General features: G+C 47.0%; 15 protein-coding genes. 9 read left to right on the top strand and 6 right to left on the bottom strand.

Annotation, left to right across the window (positions count from 1 at the left end; genetic code table 11):
* Nucleotides 1-255 precede the first annotated feature (255 nt).
* The 3 genes from JW984_14005 to JW984_13995 form a co-directional block, all read right to left on the bottom strand.
* On the bottom strand, nt 256-486 hold the full coding sequence (locus tag JW984_14005; GenBank protein ID MBN1574308.1) for a DUF1844 domain-containing protein: 231 nt from the start codon (nt 484-486) through the stop codon (nt 256-258).
* Between the two features lie 283 nt (nt 487-769).
* Nucleotides 770-1738, bottom strand: coding sequence for a J domain-containing protein (locus tag JW984_14000; GenBank protein MBN1574307.1), 969 nt, complete (start codon nt 1736-1738; stop codon nt 770-772).
* Between the two features lie 68 nt (nt 1739-1806).
* Nucleotides 1807-2256: an Hsp20/alpha crystallin family protein gene (locus JW984_13995; protein ID MBN1574306.1), complete on the bottom strand. Its 450-nt coding sequence runs from the start codon at nt 2254-2256 to the stop codon at nt 1807-1809.
* Between the two features lie 222 nt (nt 2257-2478).
* Here JW984_13995 and JW984_13990 point away from each other — a divergent pair, with 222 nt between their 5' ends.
* On the top strand, nt 2479-2925 hold the full coding sequence (locus tag JW984_13990; protein ID MBN1574305.1) for a hypothetical protein: 447 nt from the start codon (nt 2479-2481) through the stop codon (nt 2923-2925).
* A 574-nt stretch (nt 2926-3499) separates the two neighbouring features.
* Here the strand turns inward: JW984_13990 and uvrA are convergent.
* On the bottom strand, nt 3500-6385 hold the full coding sequence (gene uvrA, locus JW984_13985) for an excinuclease ABC subunit UvrA (protein ID MBN1574304.1): 2886 nt from the start codon (nt 6383-6385) through the stop codon (nt 3500-3502).
* Between the two features lie 464 nt (nt 6386-6849).
* Between uvrA and JW984_13980 the strand changes: the two genes are divergently transcribed.
* A complete protein-coding gene (locus JW984_13980; protein MBN1574303.1) occupies nt 6850-8256 on the top strand; it encodes a putative DNA binding domain-containing protein in 1407 nt (468 codons plus the stop codon).
* Nucleotides 8257-8503: 247 nt separating this feature from the next.
* Here JW984_13980 and gmd read toward each other — a convergent pair whose 3' ends face one another.
* Both gmd and JW984_13970 read right to left on the bottom strand, forming a co-directional pair.
* Entirely contained in the window at nt 8504-9478 is a 975-nt protein-coding gene (gmd, locus tag JW984_13975) for a GDP-mannose 4,6-dehydratase (protein MBN1574302.1), read from the bottom strand.
* 102 nt (nt 9479-9580) lie between these two features.
* Nucleotides 9581-12067, bottom strand: a complete 2487-nt coding sequence (locus JW984_13970; GenBank protein MBN1574301.1) for an AAA family ATPase — start codon at nt 12065-12067, stop codon at nt 9581-9583.
* Between the two features lie 126 nt (nt 12068-12193).
* On the opposite strand from JW984_13970, the gene JW984_13965 reads away from it, so the two are divergent.
* From JW984_13965 to JW984_13935, 7 genes are all read left to right on the top strand, one after another.
* Nucleotides 12194-12775, top strand: a complete 582-nt coding sequence (locus JW984_13965; protein ID MBN1574300.1) for a VanZ family protein — start codon at nt 12194-12196, stop codon at nt 12773-12775.
* Between the two features lie 104 nt (nt 12776-12879).
* The gene (locus JW984_13960) at nt 12880-13068 is read left to right on the top strand and encodes a hypothetical protein (GenBank protein ID MBN1574299.1); all 189 of its coding nucleotides are present in this window, start codon (nt 12880-12882) and stop codon (nt 13066-13068) included.
* Nucleotides 13055-13891, top strand: coding sequence for an HNH endonuclease (locus JW984_13955; GenBank protein ID MBN1574298.1), 837 nt, complete (start codon nt 13055-13057; stop codon nt 13889-13891). Before JW984_13960 ends, JW984_13955 begins: the two co-directional genes overlap by 14 nt.
* Before the next feature lie 140 nt (nt 13892-14031).
* On the top strand, nt 14032-14304 hold the full coding sequence (locus JW984_13950) for a GlsB/YeaQ/YmgE family stress response membrane protein (GenBank protein MBN1574297.1): 273 nt from the start codon (nt 14032-14034) through the stop codon (nt 14302-14304).
* Between the two features lie 32 nt (nt 14305-14336).
* The gene (locus tag JW984_13945) at nt 14337-14705 is read left to right on the top strand and encodes a cupin domain-containing protein (protein ID MBN1574296.1); all 369 of its coding nucleotides are present in this window, start codon (nt 14337-14339) and stop codon (nt 14703-14705) included.
* 412 nt (nt 14706-15117) lie between these two features.
* Nucleotides 15118-15348: a transposase gene (locus JW984_13940; protein MBN1574295.1), complete on the top strand. Its 231-nt coding sequence runs from the start codon at nt 15118-15120 to the stop codon at nt 15346-15348.
* Between the two features lie 540 nt (nt 15349-15888).
* Nucleotides 15889-16743 (top strand): FHA domain-containing protein, encoded by an 855-nt coding sequence (locus JW984_13935; GenBank protein ID MBN1574294.1) that lies wholly within the window; start codon nt 15889-15891, stop codon nt 16741-16743.
* The last annotated feature ends 341 nt before the right edge of the window (nt 16744-17084 follow it).

The following is a 17084-nucleotide window of genomic DNA, read 5'->3' as shown; positions in this document are numbered from 1 at the left end:
ATTTTCTTGTCTAATAATATAACTATAAGTTTTTACTTTAATGCAGAACTGATAAGATTGATAAAAAATTTAAACTGACCCACTACCGAATTTTCTACTCGTTCGAATCGAATGGAGGTTATCGGTAGGTGGGATGAGTTCTTGATCGGCTCCGTCGGAAGTCCCCGGCTCTCTTTAAAATCAGCCATGCCCCCTTGGCAATTAGCCCGGCCCCCATAAAATTGGCCCAACCCCCTTTTAAAATTGGCCCTACCCCTACTTCGGGGCGGCCTTGACGAACAGCATCCTCAGCTCGAAGAGGATATTCTCCATATATTTATCTTCGTCGGCCGAGAGGTTCCCCTTTGTCTTTTCCTTTAGGAGGGAAATCAGGTCTATCATCTGCTTCGCCAGCGGAACGATCTTTTTGTGCTCGTTGTCGGCGGGATCCGGGATCTCCCCCAGGTATATGAGGGCCGATGTTGACAGGGACATGATAAATGACATGAAATCTATGGGGGGAAGCTCCTCGTCTCCCCTTGCCGTCTTCTCATCGGGAGAAGAACTCCCCGCTTTTTTTTCCGGTTCCCCCTCATGCTTTGCTGTATCTTGGGCGTCGGGGGCGCCTTCCGGCTCCTCTTCCTTTCCGATCTTTCTCTTGTCCCTTACGGTAAAACCGGCTTCCGATTCTTCGCCGTTTCTCCTCTCTTTTTCCTCTTTCTTGTTACTTACCATGATTTCCCGGCGTCCTTCTATTTAAATGAATTAATGGAAAGCCGAGCTTGACTATCTACCAGCCGAGCCCAGCCCTCGGGTCGTACGGGTTTTCGCCCGCGAAGTCCTTGAGCAAGCGCTTGCCGCCGTCCGACATCGACTTCGGGATAACGATCTTGATCACGGCGTACATATCTCCCCTGCCGGAGCCCTTGAGGTGGGGCGCCCCCTTCCCCTTGAGCCTCAACTTTTGGCCGCCCTGCGTGCCCTGGGGTATGGTGAGCCTCGTTGGGCCGTCCACCGTGGGGATCGTGACCTGAGCTCCCAGCGCCGCCTCCGTTATGGTTACGGGGACGTCCACGTATATGTCGTCTCCCTCCCTCCTGAAGTATGAATGCGAATTTATCTTCGTGATGATGAACAGGTCGCCCGGGGGGCCGTCGTTTGCCCCTGGATGGCCCTTTCCCTTCAGCCTTACCTTCGAACCGGTGTTTACCCCTGGGGGGATCGTCACGTTCAGGTGCTCGTTTCCCTTTCCGGTATTTATCGAGATCGTTGCGGTCGTCCCCTTTACAGAGTGCATGAAATCTATATTCATTGTGTAGTGGATGTCTTCACCCTTTCGAGGTCTCCTGGTGTATGTGCGCCGTCTTTCGCCGCTGCCGAAAAGCTCCGAGAAGATGTCGGAAAAGGAGCCGAATCCGTCTCCATCCGTGAAGATGTTGAAATCAAATCCCCTGAAATCTTCACCTGTCCCGCCGTATCTGGTCCATTTTCCGAATCCGCCCTGGCCCGCCCCCGGGCCGCCGCCCATACCGCCGTTGAATCCGGCGTGGCCGAACTGATCGTACATCTTTCTCTTCTCGACGTTCGTAAGGACCTCGTGGGCTTCGCTGACCTCCTTGAACTTTTCCTCGGCGGTGGGATCTCCCGGGTTCAGGTCAGGGTGGTACTTCCTTGCAAGTTTCCGGTAGGCCTTTTTGATTTCGTCGGTTGATGCGCCGCGGCCCAGTCCCAGCACCTCATAATAATCCCTCTTGGACATCTCTTCTCTTAGTCTACCCCCTTACTTCTGTATTGAGGAGAATTTATAACCCTTTTTTATTCTTAATACTATTCCCCTTGTATCTCGATCTGTTTCGGCTTCGCCCCTTCGATCTTTGGAATGGTAATCTCCAAGATGCCCTCTTTAAAGCTTGCGCTTACCTTGTCCTTGTCTACGGTGTCGGGAAGTGTAAAGGAGCGGGAAAATGTGCCGTAGGAGCGCTCGATGCGGTGATAGTTCTCCTCTTTGATATCTTTTTGGAACTTCCGCTCGCCCTTTAAAATAAGGTTGTTCTCATTGATCTCGATGATGATGTCGTCCTTTGTCATTCCCGGAAGCTCCGCTTTTAATATTACGCTTGTGTCGGTCTCGTAGATATCTACGACGGGCGACCATACCCCCGTAGTCAAGGCTTCTTCGAAGACTTTATTCCTCGTCATACTCTCCTCGAAGAGACGGTTCATCCTGTCCTGCAGGGAGAGTAGGTCTCGAAATGGATCCCATCTGATCAGAGCCATAGGTTACACCTCCTCTATTAAATCAGAATATTTTTCGCACTATTATATCACTTCTATGATATTAAAGTAAACATTTAAATAGTAAAGTCAAGGATTCGTTGATTATTGGAAAACATTAATTTTCCATGTAAACATTTTAAAAATCGAATTCCCTTGACATTAAACGGTGACACGTTTTAATATACAACAATGGAAAAAATCAAACAGATTTGAGGGGTAAAAATGAAGAGATCCTCTAAAAGATCACTTTTTATCATAATCCTTTTCGTTCTGATCTCCTTAGGGCTTCAATTTGGATGTTCCAAGGGATGCAGAAATCCCAAAGATTGTCAAGGGGCAATCTTCAACGCCCTCTCCGAGGGCGATAAGGATAAGTTCTTCGAGTACGTCCTCGATCCCCCAGAAAATCAGGAGGACAGGGACCTCGTCTTCGAGTGGCATAAAAGCCGCTTCGAGCCTTATATCGGCGGAGAGATTGTAAGAGAAGACGAAGTGGAGGGGAAGATTATCTTGAGTGTCTCCTGCTCATCCGATTATGCGGATGAACACGGGACGGAGGCTGCCGCCCCCCTCCTTTTGGCCTTTGAGGACAAGGATGGATGGAAGCTCGACCTGAAGTACACCGAGCGAATAAATGATATAAACAGCCTCTTTAAGGGACTCTTTTAGGATCCTGCCTCTGTAAGATTTCTATCTCCGGGCAAATTTCGTCTCTTGATGAGGGGATAGGTGGGGAACTTCCTTTTTTAATTCTACCGGGAGGCTTGAGGGGTTTCGGTCCATTGCCGGGAGTTGCCCTGCCGGATAGATGTTTTAATATCCAGCGCTCCATGTTGCTGGCATCTTCGGCCCACCCTGCGGATTTGGGGATTAAATATAGTTCGCGGTTCACTCCATTCCTTTAGGGCCGTTCAGTTGCGTGGTGAAATAAAACTTTGCCCCCCATTATCAATAAATATCTTAATAAAAATCGGTCGGCAAAACAAAAGGGTAAAGTGGGAATAATAACATGGGCGGGAGGGATAGCGGCCGATTCAAGAACCGGCCCGTCCGGTCGAGATTCCACGCTTATTCAATTAACGGCCCGCGTTTTTAAGGGATGGAGGTTCCTGTCAAGCTGATGGAGCCGATGTTTGTCCGAGCCACAGGCAATCCGTCACCGCCCCCGTAGTAAACAGCCCGAGTTTTTTGTAATGAAGGTTCCAGTTAAGCTGATTGAGCCGATGATTATCCAAGCCCCGGATCAATCCGCCACCGCCCCACGGCCGTCCTCGTCGTCCTCGTCCCCCTCGGCTTTGACCTTCTTTTCGGACTCCCGCTTGAATATCTCGTCCAGAAGCTCGCCGGTGTAGGTCCCCTCCATTTTTGCGAGCTCCTCCGGGGTCCCCTCCGCCACTATCTCGCCCCCGCGGTCGCCCCCCTCGGGGCCGAGGTCGATTATGTAGTCCGCACTCTTGATCATGTCCGGATTGTGCTCTATGACTATGATGGTGTTCCCCTCGTCCCTCAGGCGAAAGAGGACCTTGAGGAGGTTTTTGATGTCGGCAAAGTGGAGCCCCGTGGTCGGCTCGTCGAGGATATAGAGGGTCTTTCCCGTGCTCCTCTTGCTCAGCTCCTTGGAGAGCTTGATTCTCTGGGCCTCCCCGCCGGACAGGGTCGTTGCGGGCTGTCCCAGCCTGATGTATCCCAATCCGACGCTGGAGAGGGTGGAGAGCTTCGACATAATTTGAGGGTGGTTTACGAAGAACTCCATCGACTGATTGACGGTCATGTTCAGGACGTCGGAGATGTTCTTCCCCTTGTAGGATATCTCCAGGGTCTCCCTGTTGTACCGTTTGCCGCCGCAGACCTCGCACGTGACATAGACATCGGGGAGGAAATGCATCTCAATCTTGATGATCCCGTCTCCCTGGCATGTCTCGCACCTTCCGCCTTTCACGTTAAAGCTGTATCTGCCCGGCTTGTAGCCGCGCATCCTCGATTCGGGGAGCTGGGCGAAGAGGTCCCTTATGTGCGTGAAGAGGCCGGTGTACGTGGCCGGGTTGGAGCGGGGGGTCCTCCCGATGGGGGACTGATCTATGTCGATTACCTTGTCTATCTTTTCCGATCCCTCGATCCTGTCGTGTTTCCCGGCTTGTTCCTTGGATCTGTAGAGCGTTTGGCTCAGGGCCTTAAAGAGGGTGTCGATCACGAGGGACGACTTCCCGGAGCCGGAGACCCCTGTAACACAGGTAAAAACGCCCAGGGGGAACTTGACGTCTATTGACTTCAGGTTGTTTTCCCTGGCACCGACGAGATGGAGGTAATCCCTCGCGCCCTTCCTCTCCTCCGGGATCGGGATCGTCAGCCTGCCGGAGAGGTATTTGCCGGTTATCGACTTTTCATCCAGGAGTATCTCTTCCGGAGTGCCGTTAAAGACTATCTCCCCCCCGGAGATCCCGGCCCCGGGGCCCATGTCGATGATGAAATCGGCGGAGCGTATGGTCTCCTCATCGTGCTCCACGACCAGCACGCTGTTTCCGAGGTCTCTCAGGTTGGTGAGGGTGTTGAGGAGTTTTCTGTTGTCCTTCTGGTGGAGGCCTATGCTCGGCTCGTCGAGGATATAGAGGACCCCCACGAGCCCGGAGCCTATCTGGGTGGCGAGCCTGATGCGCTGGCCCTCGCCGCCGGAGAGGGTGGCCGCCGTTCTTGCCAGGGTCAAATAGTCGAGCCCCACGTTTGTCAGAAATCCCAGCCTCTCGACTATCTCCTTTATGACCCTGCCCGCTATCAGCTCCTCCTGGGGGGAGAACTTTAACTCCCTCACTAATTCGAGGAGCTCCCTTATGGACATGCCCGTGTATTCGGATATGTTCTTCCCGTCGATCTTTATGTTCAGGCTCTCTACTCTCAGCCTCGCCCCGTTGCAGGCGGCACACGAGCGGACGTTCATGAAGCGGGCTATCTCTTCTCTGATCATCTCGGAGTCGGTGTCGTGGTAGCGGCGGTTGAGGTTCTCGATTATCCCCTCGAAGGGCCTGGGGTAAAAAAACTTCCTCCCGTCGCGCTCGAAGTAGAAGTCGATATTCTCATTGCCGGAGCCGTAGAGGATGACGTTCTTGACCTTGTTGGAAAGCTCCTCGAAGGGGGTGTATATATCGAAGCTGTAGTGTTTTGCCAGGGCGTCCAGCATCTGGAAGTGGTAGACGGAGTTCTTCTTCTCCCAGGGGACTACGGCCCCCTCCCTCACCGAGAGGGACTTGTTCGGGACGATGAGGTCCGGGTCGAGGTACATGGTAGTGCCCAGCCCGCCGCACTCCGGGCACGCCCCGTGGGGATTGTTGAAGGAAAAGAGCCTCGGGGTCAGCTCCGGATAGCTGATGCCGCACTTGTTGCAGGCGAACTTCTCTGAAAAGGGGATATCCTCCGAATCCTCCGGGGCGATGGTCACGAATCCGTCGGAGAGCTTCAGGGCCGTCTCGATGGAGTCGGTGAGGCGCGATTTTACCCCCTCCTTTATAATCAGTCTGTCCACGACGACATCGATGTCGTGCTTCTTGTTCTTGTCGAGCTCGATCTTCTCATCGAGGGAGTAGAGGCTTCCGTCGATGCGAACCCTGAGGTAACCGGACCTCCTCAGGCCGTCCAGCTCCTTCTTGTATTCCCCCTTCCTCCCCTTTATTATCGGGGCCAGGATGGAAAACTTGGTGCCGTTCGGAAGCTCGAGTATGTGATCGACGATCGACTGCACGGTCACCGAGCTTATCTCCTTGCCGCAGCTGTAGCAGAAGGGGCGGCCTATCCGGGCAAAGAGGAGCCTCAGGTAGTCGTAGATCTCGGTCACCGTGCCGACGGTGGAGCGGGGGTTTTTGCTGGTCGTCTTCTGCTCGATGGAGATGGCCGGCGACAGCCCCTCGATGACGTCCACGTCGGGCTTATCCATCTGCTCCAGGAACTGCCGGGCGTAAGCGGACAGCGACTCCACGTAGCGGCGCTGGCCCTCGGCGTAGATCGTGTCGAAGGCGAGGGTGGACTTGCCGGAGCCGGAAAGCCCTGTGATGACCACGAGCTTATCCCTCGGGATTACTATCTCGATATCTTTCAGGTTGTGTTCCCGGGCGCCCTTGACCCGTATATGTGTCTCAGCCATATTTTATAGTAGTAGATTAAACGTTTCATTATATACCGTTCCTGTCGGGATGTAAAGGGATTCGTTGAAAAATTTGTGGATATGGTTTATTAAATTTGGCTTATAAACATTTCTTGCGGCGCGCTAAAAGGGGGGAGGAGGAAGCCTTATCCTTGGATGGATTGGGAGGCATTAGGTACAACTGCATGGGCTTCTAACACGTCATATTTGGCTTTGATACCTTTAGTCACTATCGGTCTTTTATATATGATCACCCTTTTCAATCCTACCACCCCTATCCACAATATAATGATAAATTGAGTTATATGAAGTAATTCTTGTCGTAATCGAAAGAATCATCTGCACGTTTTGAGGGGAACATTTTAAGTTTGTTTTATTTCAGATTGACATTATTCTAATATATATTTAAAATAAAAGTATCTAATAAAATATGATTTAATTAGTCTTCTAGTATGTTTTAAAAAATGGATTCAAAAATTAGAGAAATATCAGAAAAGGAAGCTTTGGATATTTCCAAAACTGAAGAATCTGATTTTTATGATAGAAAAGCATTATCTGTTAAAGGTGATAAGATCCAAAAAATAGCCGTCGCTTTTGCAAACGCAGATGGAGGTGAATTTTTTGTTGGTATTCTTGATGATAAAGATGAGGAAGATCCGAAAAAAAGATGGAAAGGTTCAAAATCTATTGAAGATTTTAATCCCTGTTTACAAGCCATTTTAGAAATTAGACCCTCTTTGGACTTCAAACATGAGTTTCTAAAATGCGATGCAAAAGAAGGCTTTGTGTTAAGAATTATTATTGAAAAAAGTAAAGATGTACACTACACAAAAAGTAATAAAGTTTTCCAACGAAAAGGTGCGCAGTCAATACCGTTAGATCCACAACAGATTTTAGATCTTGGATTTGCAAAAGGGACAACTTCTTATGAAGATTATATATTAAATGATTTGATACCTGAAGTATTAACAGAATCAAATGAGATAAAGAACTTTTTAAGAGATTATTCACCGAAAACAGATACACTTGATTTTGCTTTAAATCAGAATCTATTAGATAATAGAAATTGGTATCCAAAAGTAGCAGGCATAATTTTATTTCACGATGAACCAGCATCGATAATGCCTAAAAAATGTTCAGTAAAAGTAATAAGATATGAAACAAGAGAAGATGATCCTGAACGTGAACATTTATCGGAACAAATTACGCTTGATGGACCTTTATATCATCTTATAAGGAAAACTGTTGACAAAATAACTGAGTTGATGTCAGCTATAAAAATATGGACAACAGATGGTTTAAAAAATGTAGAATACCCTCCAGAAGCTATTTGGGAGATCGTAGTTAATGCATTAATACACAGGGATTATTCCATTTCAGATGATGTTTATATTTTTTTGTATGATAACAGGATTGAAGTTGTAAGCCCAGGTAAATTGCCGGGATATGTAACAATAGAAAATATTCTAGATGTTCGATATTCTAGAAACAATAAGATAGTACGCACTTTAAATAGATATAAAAATGCACCAAATAAAGATATTGGTGAAGGTTTGAATACAGCATTCCAAAAAATGAAAGATTGGAAGCTAGAAGAACCTATAATAATTGAAGAAAATAATTATGTAAAAGTTATACTTCCTCATACACCCTTAGCTTCACCTGCCGAGTCAATTTTAGAATTTTTGAAAAAAAACCCACAAATAACTAATAAACAGGCACGTGATATTACAGGAATAAAATCAGAAAATACGGTAAAAAATGAGTTTTACAAATTAAGAGATGAAGACCTTATTGAACGTGTTCCAGGTCTAGGTGGTGCAAAGTCAGCTTGGCGTCTGATAGAAAAAAGGAAAAAAAGCAGTACCTAGAAAAGAGATGCTTATTAAAATAAATATATCAGATAGTAAAAAAGGGATTCAGGATGTACCAGTAAACTTATCATTTCTTGTGTTACTTACTGACGGTGGGATTCAATACGCAAATAGAAGTCAAAGTATTGATAGAGAAATAGGGAAAAGAGAACAATGCCATCCAGCCGTGCGACTTTCCCTTTTATAATCTCCCACGCCCAGCCTAAAAACAATCCGGAAACGAACTGAAGATCGTTAAAATACGCTATTTCCCCGCCCCTTTACCCAACTGCTTCATATCGTTTTCCACCATCATCCTAACCAGCTCCGTAAAGGAGACCTTCCTTGACCAACCCAGCTCTGCTTCGGCCTTTTTCGGGTTGCCCTGAAGGATATCGACCTCCGCCGGCCTGAAGAACTTCGGATCGACAGTAACGTATTTCTTGTAGTCGAGGCCCAGGTGCTCGAAGGCGATTTGGGCGAACTCGCGCACGGTGTGGCTCTCGCCCGAGGAGATGACGTACGTGTCCGGTTTGTCTCTCTGCATCATGAGCCACATCGCCTCGACGTAGTCCCCGGCAAAGCCCCAGTCCCTCTTCGCCTCGAGGTTTCCGAGCCTGAGCTCTTTTGCGATCCCCAGCTTTATCTTCGCGGCGGTGCTGGTGATCTTTCTCGTCACGAACTCGAAGCCCCTTCTCGGCGACTCATGGTTGAAGAGGATGCCGGAGCAGGCGAAGATGTCGTAGCTCTCCCTGTAGTTTATCGTTATCCAGTGGCCGAATACCTTCGAGACGCCGTAGGGAGAGCGGGGGTAGAAGGGGGTCGTCTCCGACTGGGGCGTCTCCACTACCTTCCCGAACATCTCGCTGGATGACGCCTGATAAAATCTTATCTTCGGGTTCGTGATCCTTATCGCCTCGAGGATTCTCAGGACGCCGATGGCGGTCACGTCCGCCGTGTAGATCGGCTGCTCCCAGGAGTCGGGAACGAAGCTCTGGGCCGCCAGGTTGTAGAGTTCCTCCGGTCTCACCTCCTTGATAATTGAGATCAAGGACGATTCGTCCAGGAGGTCCCCGGAAACGAGCGTTATTTTGTCCTTTATATGGTCGATGTTCTCGAGGCCCGGGGTGCTCGATCTCCTGATGATCCCGTAGACATCGTATCCCTTTTCGAGGAGGAGCTCCGCGAGGTAGGAGCCGTCCTGTCCCGTTATCCCGGTGATAAGCGCCTTTTTCGGCATCAGATTTCCCCTTTTTACTATCTTATATCACACCATTGTTTTAAAACAACGGGCAGTAATTCCAAGCTAAATTAAATAGGGGGACAAAAAATCAGCCGCCCGCTACCCCTCGTTCTCGCCGTTCCCCTCGCCCTTGTCATCGTTGTCCTTCTTGTCGGTCTTCCCCAGTTTTTTGAGCTTTTCGTGAATCCCGGTCAGCTTCTCGATGACGAGGTAGTTTATCGTCCCCTCCGGGTAACCGCCTTCTTTAGACATTTCCCCCGCCTCCATCCCGGTCAGGATCTCTATCCCCTCGTCGATGGTGGAGACGTTGTAGATGTTGAACTTCCCCTCCCTTACCGCGTCGATCACGTCGCTTCTCAGCATCAAGTCGTCGACATTGGTGTCAGGGATCATCACCCCCTGGGAGCCTGTGAGGCCCCGGTCTGCACACACGTCGAAGAATCCCTCGATCTTCTCGTTTACGCCACCTATCGGCTGCACCCTGCCTTTCTGGTTCACCGATCCGGTGACGGCGATGTCCTGCCTCAAGGGAATCTCCGTCAACGCCGAGACTATGGCGTAGACTTCTGTGGAGGAGGCGCTGTCGCCGTCCACGCCGTAGTATGACTGCTCGAAGGTCAAAGACGCCGAGAGGGAGAGCGGTATATCCTGGGCGTATTTTCCCCTGAGGTAGCCGGTGAGGATCAGGACTCCCTTGTCGTAGATGTTTCCTGAGAGCTTGGCCTCCCGCTCGATGTTTATGATCCCTCCGCGGCCCAGCGACGTCACTGCGGTTATCTTGCTCGGGGCGCCGAAGCTGTGATCCCCTAGGGAATACACGGCGAGCCCGTTTACCTGTCCCACGACGCTCCCCTCGGTCTCGATCATCAACACCCCCTCCCTCATCTTCTCCTTGATCTTGTCCTCGGACATGTTGACCCGCTTTATCTTCTCGGCGATGGACCTCTTGACGTGCTCTTCCCCGACCACCTCCTTCCCCTCCGACTTCGCCCAGTAGGAGGCCTCCCGGATAATGTCTGCGACCTCTGAGAATCTGGAGCTCATCTTCTTCTGGGAGCGCCCTTCCCTCACGCCGTATTCCACGATTCCGGAGACGCCGCTTCTGTCGAACGGCAGGAGTCCCTCCTCTTCGGTCGTTTTCTTTATGAAAGAGGCGTAGCTCCTGACGTTCTCCTCGTTTTTTATCATCACCGGGTCGAAGTCCGACTTGATCTTGAATATCTCCGGGAACTCGTCGTCCCGGATCATCAACAGCTGGTAGATGTACGGGTCGCCCACCATGATGACCTTAAGATCCGCCTCCACCGGCTCCGGCTTTATCGTCAGCGAGGCGAAGAGGAACATCGGCTCGATGCAGTGAAACTCGATCTTCTTGTTCTTTAAGGTCCTTTTCAGGCAGTGCCAGCTTCCGGGCTCGGTCAAGAGGTCAAAGGCGTTCATGATCAGGTAGCCGCCGTTGGCGCGGTGGATGCTTCCGGGTTTAAGTTTCGTGAAATCGGTCTGTACCGCCCCGGCTCTGTCTATGGTGCGCTCTATGTTGCCGAAGAGGTTTGCGTATGTGGGGGAGGTCTCCAGGATTACGGGGCGTTCCTTTACGTCCGAGTTATCCACGAGCAGGTTGACCTCGTAGCGCCAGAGGGGGCTTCTCTCGGAGCCGAGCCCGATGAACGGAAACGGCATCTGAGGGGTCTCGGGCGCCTCTTCTGTCTTGAAGTAGGAGGTGTTCTCGATTATGTCCGCCTTGACATCGTCGAGATAGAGCGAGATCTTCTCAAATTTGAACTCTGCCCTCAAGGATTCGATCTGGTTTTCGATCTCCGGCTTTATCGTATCGGCCTCGAGTTTTTTGATCTCCTCCATCATCTTCTTTTCCAGCTCCACGCTCTCGCGCCGGACGGCGTCCAGCTCCGTGTTCAGGGCGAAGGATTTATCCTTCAGCGCATCAAACCGCTCCTTTGGGAACTCCCCGGCCTCCACCATGCTGTCGAGCTTTTCGAGGGAGGTGGGCTCGTCCTGCAGTGTGGGGACGAGCAGCGGGCGGGTTACCGCTCCCATCTGGACCTGAACCATCGAAAAGCCCTCCTCCTGTGACTTCAGCTTGAGCCGGTTTACCAGCTCCTTCTGCTGGTTTCCGTACTTCTCCGCTATGTTCTTGAGGTTGTTTTTAAACTCCCTGCTCTGGGTGGCTTGGGGAATATATTCCTTCAGCTTGGCGATAAGGTCCGCCATCGCCTTTTTGAACTTTCCCCCCAGGCCCGCGGGAAGGGTCAAGGCGACCGGTTTGTCGTTGTCCTTGAAGTTGTATACGTAGCATATGTCGTCCGGGGGGTCGCCGGGCTTTACAAATTTCTCCATCGTCTTTTTTATCAGATCAATCCTGTTGGCGCCGGTAAGCCCGGAAACGAAGATATTATAGCCGGGAGATTCGATCTCGATACCCGTCTTTAGGGCCACGATCGCCCTGTCCTGGCCTATGATTTCGTCTGATGGTTCGATATCCTTGGTTGTCTTGAATGTGAATATGCCGGGGTCACACTTCCAGCGCAGACGGTCTATCTCCACTTTCCTCTTTTCAATATCAACCATCGAAATTCTCCAAAATAAATATAAAAATTATTTCTTCTGATGATAATTTAACTTGAAGGCTTTGTCAAGTTAGATACTGTACATTTATATATTGACATGTCCGGTTCTCCCGGATAGTATGAACGGATGAAATTTGCAGAGATCCTGTCGGAAAAGAAGACCGCCTGGTCGATAGTGCTCCTATATATAATCCTAATTTTTTCCACTCTGGGCGATGTCGTCGTCATTGTCGAGTTTGCCGAAAGCAAGTTGGGCAACATCTTTAATATTGTTATGAACGTTTCACCATATATCTTCTTCTTGGGATTATCGCTTTACACTATTATAATAAGGAAGGAGAGACGTCCAGCCCGGTACGTATACCTGATATTAATTTTAATTGCCTTTTTCTTTTTGAGGAAGTACCTCTCTTATCCCATAGAAAAGGTTCATCTGATCGAGTACTCCATCTTCGGCGCGCTCTTTTTCTGGGCGGTTTCCGTTTCCGGGCTATCTCTTCTGTCTTCGTTTATGGTTGCCGTCGTTGCCTCGCTTGTCGTGGGGAGCGCGGACGAATTGGTGCAGGCCTTTATACCGTCGAGGTACTTTTCCATAAAAGATCTTTTGATAAACTTTCAGTCCGGGATTCTGGGGGCGGCGATCTACGCCGGCTTCGTTAGGGAAGATGAAGAAGATGAAGAAGAGGGGGGAGGGGGAAGATCAAGATAAAGACGCTGTACAGTTAAGGAGAGTGAAGAAGTTTTTTTAATTATAGCTTTTAATTCTAAAACTGTTTGCTTAACTTAATTAAAACATTCTATTGAGCAAGAACAATGGTAATAAAGAGGTATGAAGTAAGAATTTACTACTCAGGTTTTTGCACCTATGAAGTTGAGGCAGAAAACGAAGAAGAAGCAATTACAAAAGCAAGGAATATGCAAATTGACAGTAATGAGCTAATGTCAAATCTGGAAAATTGGGAAGAAGCAGATACCGCGGAATTAGACAATGAAGACTATTGAAAGCAAATTGCCCTTCAATTATAAAACAATAAGGGTAACTCGAAGTCGAATAAATAAGGGGCTTTTAGCTATTCCTGTTTCTTTAATAGAATCTTTTCCAAAAACAACAAAGAAAATTTGTGTAACCTTTGGTGATGATACTAAAGCTGTTTCAAAAAACTTTACGCCATATGCAAGCAGTACAAGAGAAAGCAGAATTGGAGGAATGAGGGATTTTTATGACGATTTTAATATAAAGGATGGTGAAGAACTTGTAATTCAGTTTTTAGAAGGCGACAACTATCGAATTTTTACGGAAAAACAGTTTGAAAAAAGAATTACCAAGATCGAGGAAGAACTTGATAAATCAAAAAATGAATTAGAGGCGGATTCAAAGCTTCATCAAATATCTATTATTGCAAATTGTGGATTGGAAGAGGCACTTTTTTCTGAATTCTATAGACTTTCAAAAAGGGAAATAAATAAGAGGATATATAAACCAAGGGTGAGCAGAGCAAAAAAAATCGTCCCCGCTTCCATGAGAAAGCTTTTATCTGCGATTTACGATGGGAAATGCCAGATTTCCGGATTCGGTTTTTTGATGAAAAATGGTAAACCTTACTTTGAAATACATCACATAAAACCTGAATTTGGCGATCATTTGAAAAACCTTTTAATAGTAAGTCCTAACGTTCATGCTCAATTTACTTATACGAATCTTGAAGAGTCCTTTGATGAACAAGGATGGTTAAGGCGAGTAAAGTTTAATGACGATGAATTTGTTGTGAATCAAATAATAGATAAAATTCCCACGAAATTTGAAAAGGAAGTTCATTATGAATAGAACTGGCGGAGCGGAGAATAAAGGACTATAAAGCGCAGGGCAAATTATTTTAGTTTTTTATTACACATTTATCACTAAAAAACTTCCATAAAAAAGACATAGGATTTAAAAATATTCAAAAAAATTTTTAGGAGAACATTATGGTTATCAGAATTGTCTTGCTTATAATCATCGCGGCCGTCTGCGGCTCCGTCGGAATGGGCCTCGTGGGCTACAACAAGAAGGGTTGCCTGGCCTCGATAGCGGTCGGCTTTATCGGCGCGATCCTGGGAACCTATCTCGCGGGGCTTCTCGATCTTCCGATTCTTTTTACCTTCAAGGTGGGCGGCACCAACTTCCCGATAATCTGGGCCATTATAGGGGCGGTCGTCTTTTCCCTCCCGCTGAGCCTCCTCTTCGGCAGGAGAAAGTAGTAGTGAGGTAATCAAAGGGGGGTTAAGAGATGATGAAGAAGGTTAATCTGGTGGAGAAGTTCGGGCTCTTTTCAGAGCTGTGGAGCCCGAAGATCGTGGGGGAGATGAACGATGCCCACGTCAAGATCGGCAAGTTAAAGGGCGAGTTCATCTGGCATAAGCACGATGCCGAGGACGAGATGTTCTTCATTGTAAAGGGGGAGCTGACAATCAGGGTAAGGGACCCAGAGGAACGGGAGATATCCCTCAACGAGGGGGAGTTTGTGATAATCCCGAAGGGGATAGAGCACATGCCGGTCTCGGAAGAGGAGAGCTGGATTATGATGATCGAGCCGAAGGGAACTTTAAACACAGGGGATGTGACCGACGATCGAACCGTTGAGGAGCCGGAGTGGATTTGAGGCGATAGTAGATTGCCATTCCTCATTTAGGTTTGTAGGCGGCTATTTCGGCGTGTTTAAGATAATGTTGACGTGTCGTTTCGGTTTTGGCCGAAAAAAAAGGACCGGCGATGCCGCCGATCCTTTTTAACTATTGGCGTCCCCAGAGTCTTTTTCTTGGAACCAGATACTTCAGGACATAAAAAATATATTTGAACTAGGACAATTCAGGTCAATTGAGGCTTAGGAATTCAGTGAATATGTATTCTAATAAGTTATTTTTCATAAAAAAGGATAGATATTATAAGAAATTCATTGAAATTCAAAGAATTTATGCCCTCAGGAACTAAAAGAATAGGCAAGTACCTGTTTAATCCCCATATTAATATGAACCCCTAATAGTATTATTTAGTGGGAGATAATCTAATCGCCTCTGGAAGAATGGATTATCGAATCATTTAATGAGAAGTATAAGGGTAAGTTGCTGAACAGACAGATCTTTGATGTGTTACTGGAAGCTAAAGTGTTGACAGAGAGATGGCGAAGGGAGCCTAAAATTATTAGGCCAAATAATTCGATTGGTTATAATCCATCGGCTCTAGAGACAATACTACCCTGGTCGTCGGAAGCTCAGCATGTAACACATGGTTTTAGTCTAACTTAAAGAGTGGTACTGTTATCGGGGGGAGGTCATGCGTATGCCGTTAAATTGGAAACACAGATTTTAGTCCTTGGATATTTGAAGGGGCAGCAAGTGGAATATAAGCTCAAATGTCAAGCATAGATCATCTGAAAAGCATCGAATTTATCGAATGGAGCAATTTTTTATTTAACCTTTGCCCCTAGAAATGAGTCTATATTATAAGTCAAAGTTTGAGGTGAAGTAGTTTCAGAAATTAGAGCAAGGCAACTTCCGCTCTAAAAAACTATTATTCACCAACTCCCGAGACGATACCATCCTAGTCGTCAGAAGCTCAGTATTTAACACGTTGCTTTGGTCTAACTTAAAGAGTGGTACCGTTATCGGGGGCAGGGCAGACTGCTATCTGCGTTTAAACTCATTTACTCTATTTTAGATACCTTTCAAGTTGATAAGAAAAATATTGACAAGTATATTTAAATATATAAAAATACTAAATATTTGATTTTAAGAAAACTTGTAAGTTACAACTTTTCAGATATAAGCTTTTTACAGGAGAATACTATGATTAAAAAAATTTGTATGCTTCAGCTTCTAACTGTAATTCTTGCTCTTCTAATCTTCAATACACCCCCTGCTTTTAGCAAAGATACCACCTATATCAGCGATATTATTGCAAATCCCACCAAGTTTATGAACATTAATGTACGCATCTCTGGGCGTGTTCAGAAGTCTAATCCAGCTGGACCAACAACGCCAGGTTCTTACGTCTTAACAGATGATAGTTTTGAAAGCATTACGGTTATCACATATAACCCCCCAGCGCCAGGTGCTCAAATAACCATAGATGGACTTGTTCAGATCGACACTGAAACACAAATCCCTTATATCAGAGAGTTGAAAGTGGTTAAAGGCTTTCCCTTGCCTATATATGCTGTAATTGCTGGTCTCGTTGTATTATGTCTTATAATCACTCTAGTAATCGTTCTTAAAAAGCCGATCGAATCACGGCAGCCAGCAGAAATTTCGCCCTCTGCTGTATCTTCGCGTCCAAGAACTGAAAAGATCAGCGAAACAGAGGCCGATGTACTTTCTGGAAGACCAAGGACAGAGAAGGTCCCTTCTAAGCAAGCACAGATAGAAATCCTAACGGGAGAAAAGAAGGGGGAACAGATACTCCTTGTCACCGAAAATGTGATTGGCAGGGACAAAGGTAATATCCGTTTTGCTAAAGACAGGGGAGTTTCTGGTGAGCATGCCCGTATTAATTATGTTGGAGGGAGATACTATCTTACAAACGTTAGTCTCACAAATCCGACAAAAGTGAACAAAAAGACCATTGAAGAAGAGTATGAGTTAAAGGATGGCGATGAAATACTGTTAGGAACAGTAAGGGCGAAATTCGGCTTCTTAAATTGATTCGAAGTCCTAGAAGAGCAACCATAAATAAAATCGGGGGGTATTGAGACAAAAAGTCTTTTACCCCCTTTTGTTTTAAGGCTTCTATAACTAATTTCATTAAACAAAAAGGAATAACATGAAAACCATTAGGTTGGATTAAACAGTTTTGATTAGCTCAATTTTTTTAAGAATGTCAGGCGTTTAATGAATAGATTTAACAAATTCAGTATTTAGGGGAAAGATATGAAGTTACAAAAAGCGACTTTTCTTTGTTTGAAAAAGTTACGATCTTACCTTACAGTTTAGTCGTTTAAAGAGAAGATATTTTATCATAGAAGAGCCATCCCCGAACTTTAATT

The organism is Candidatus Zymogenus saltonus (genome assembly GCA_016929395.1).
Lineage (GTDB): Bacteria > Desulfobacterota > Zymogenia > Zymogenales > Zymogenaceae > Zymogenus > Zymogenus saltonus.
Note: the sequence above shows the minus strand (reverse complement) of the source record. Positions and strands in the feature narration are given on the sequence as shown.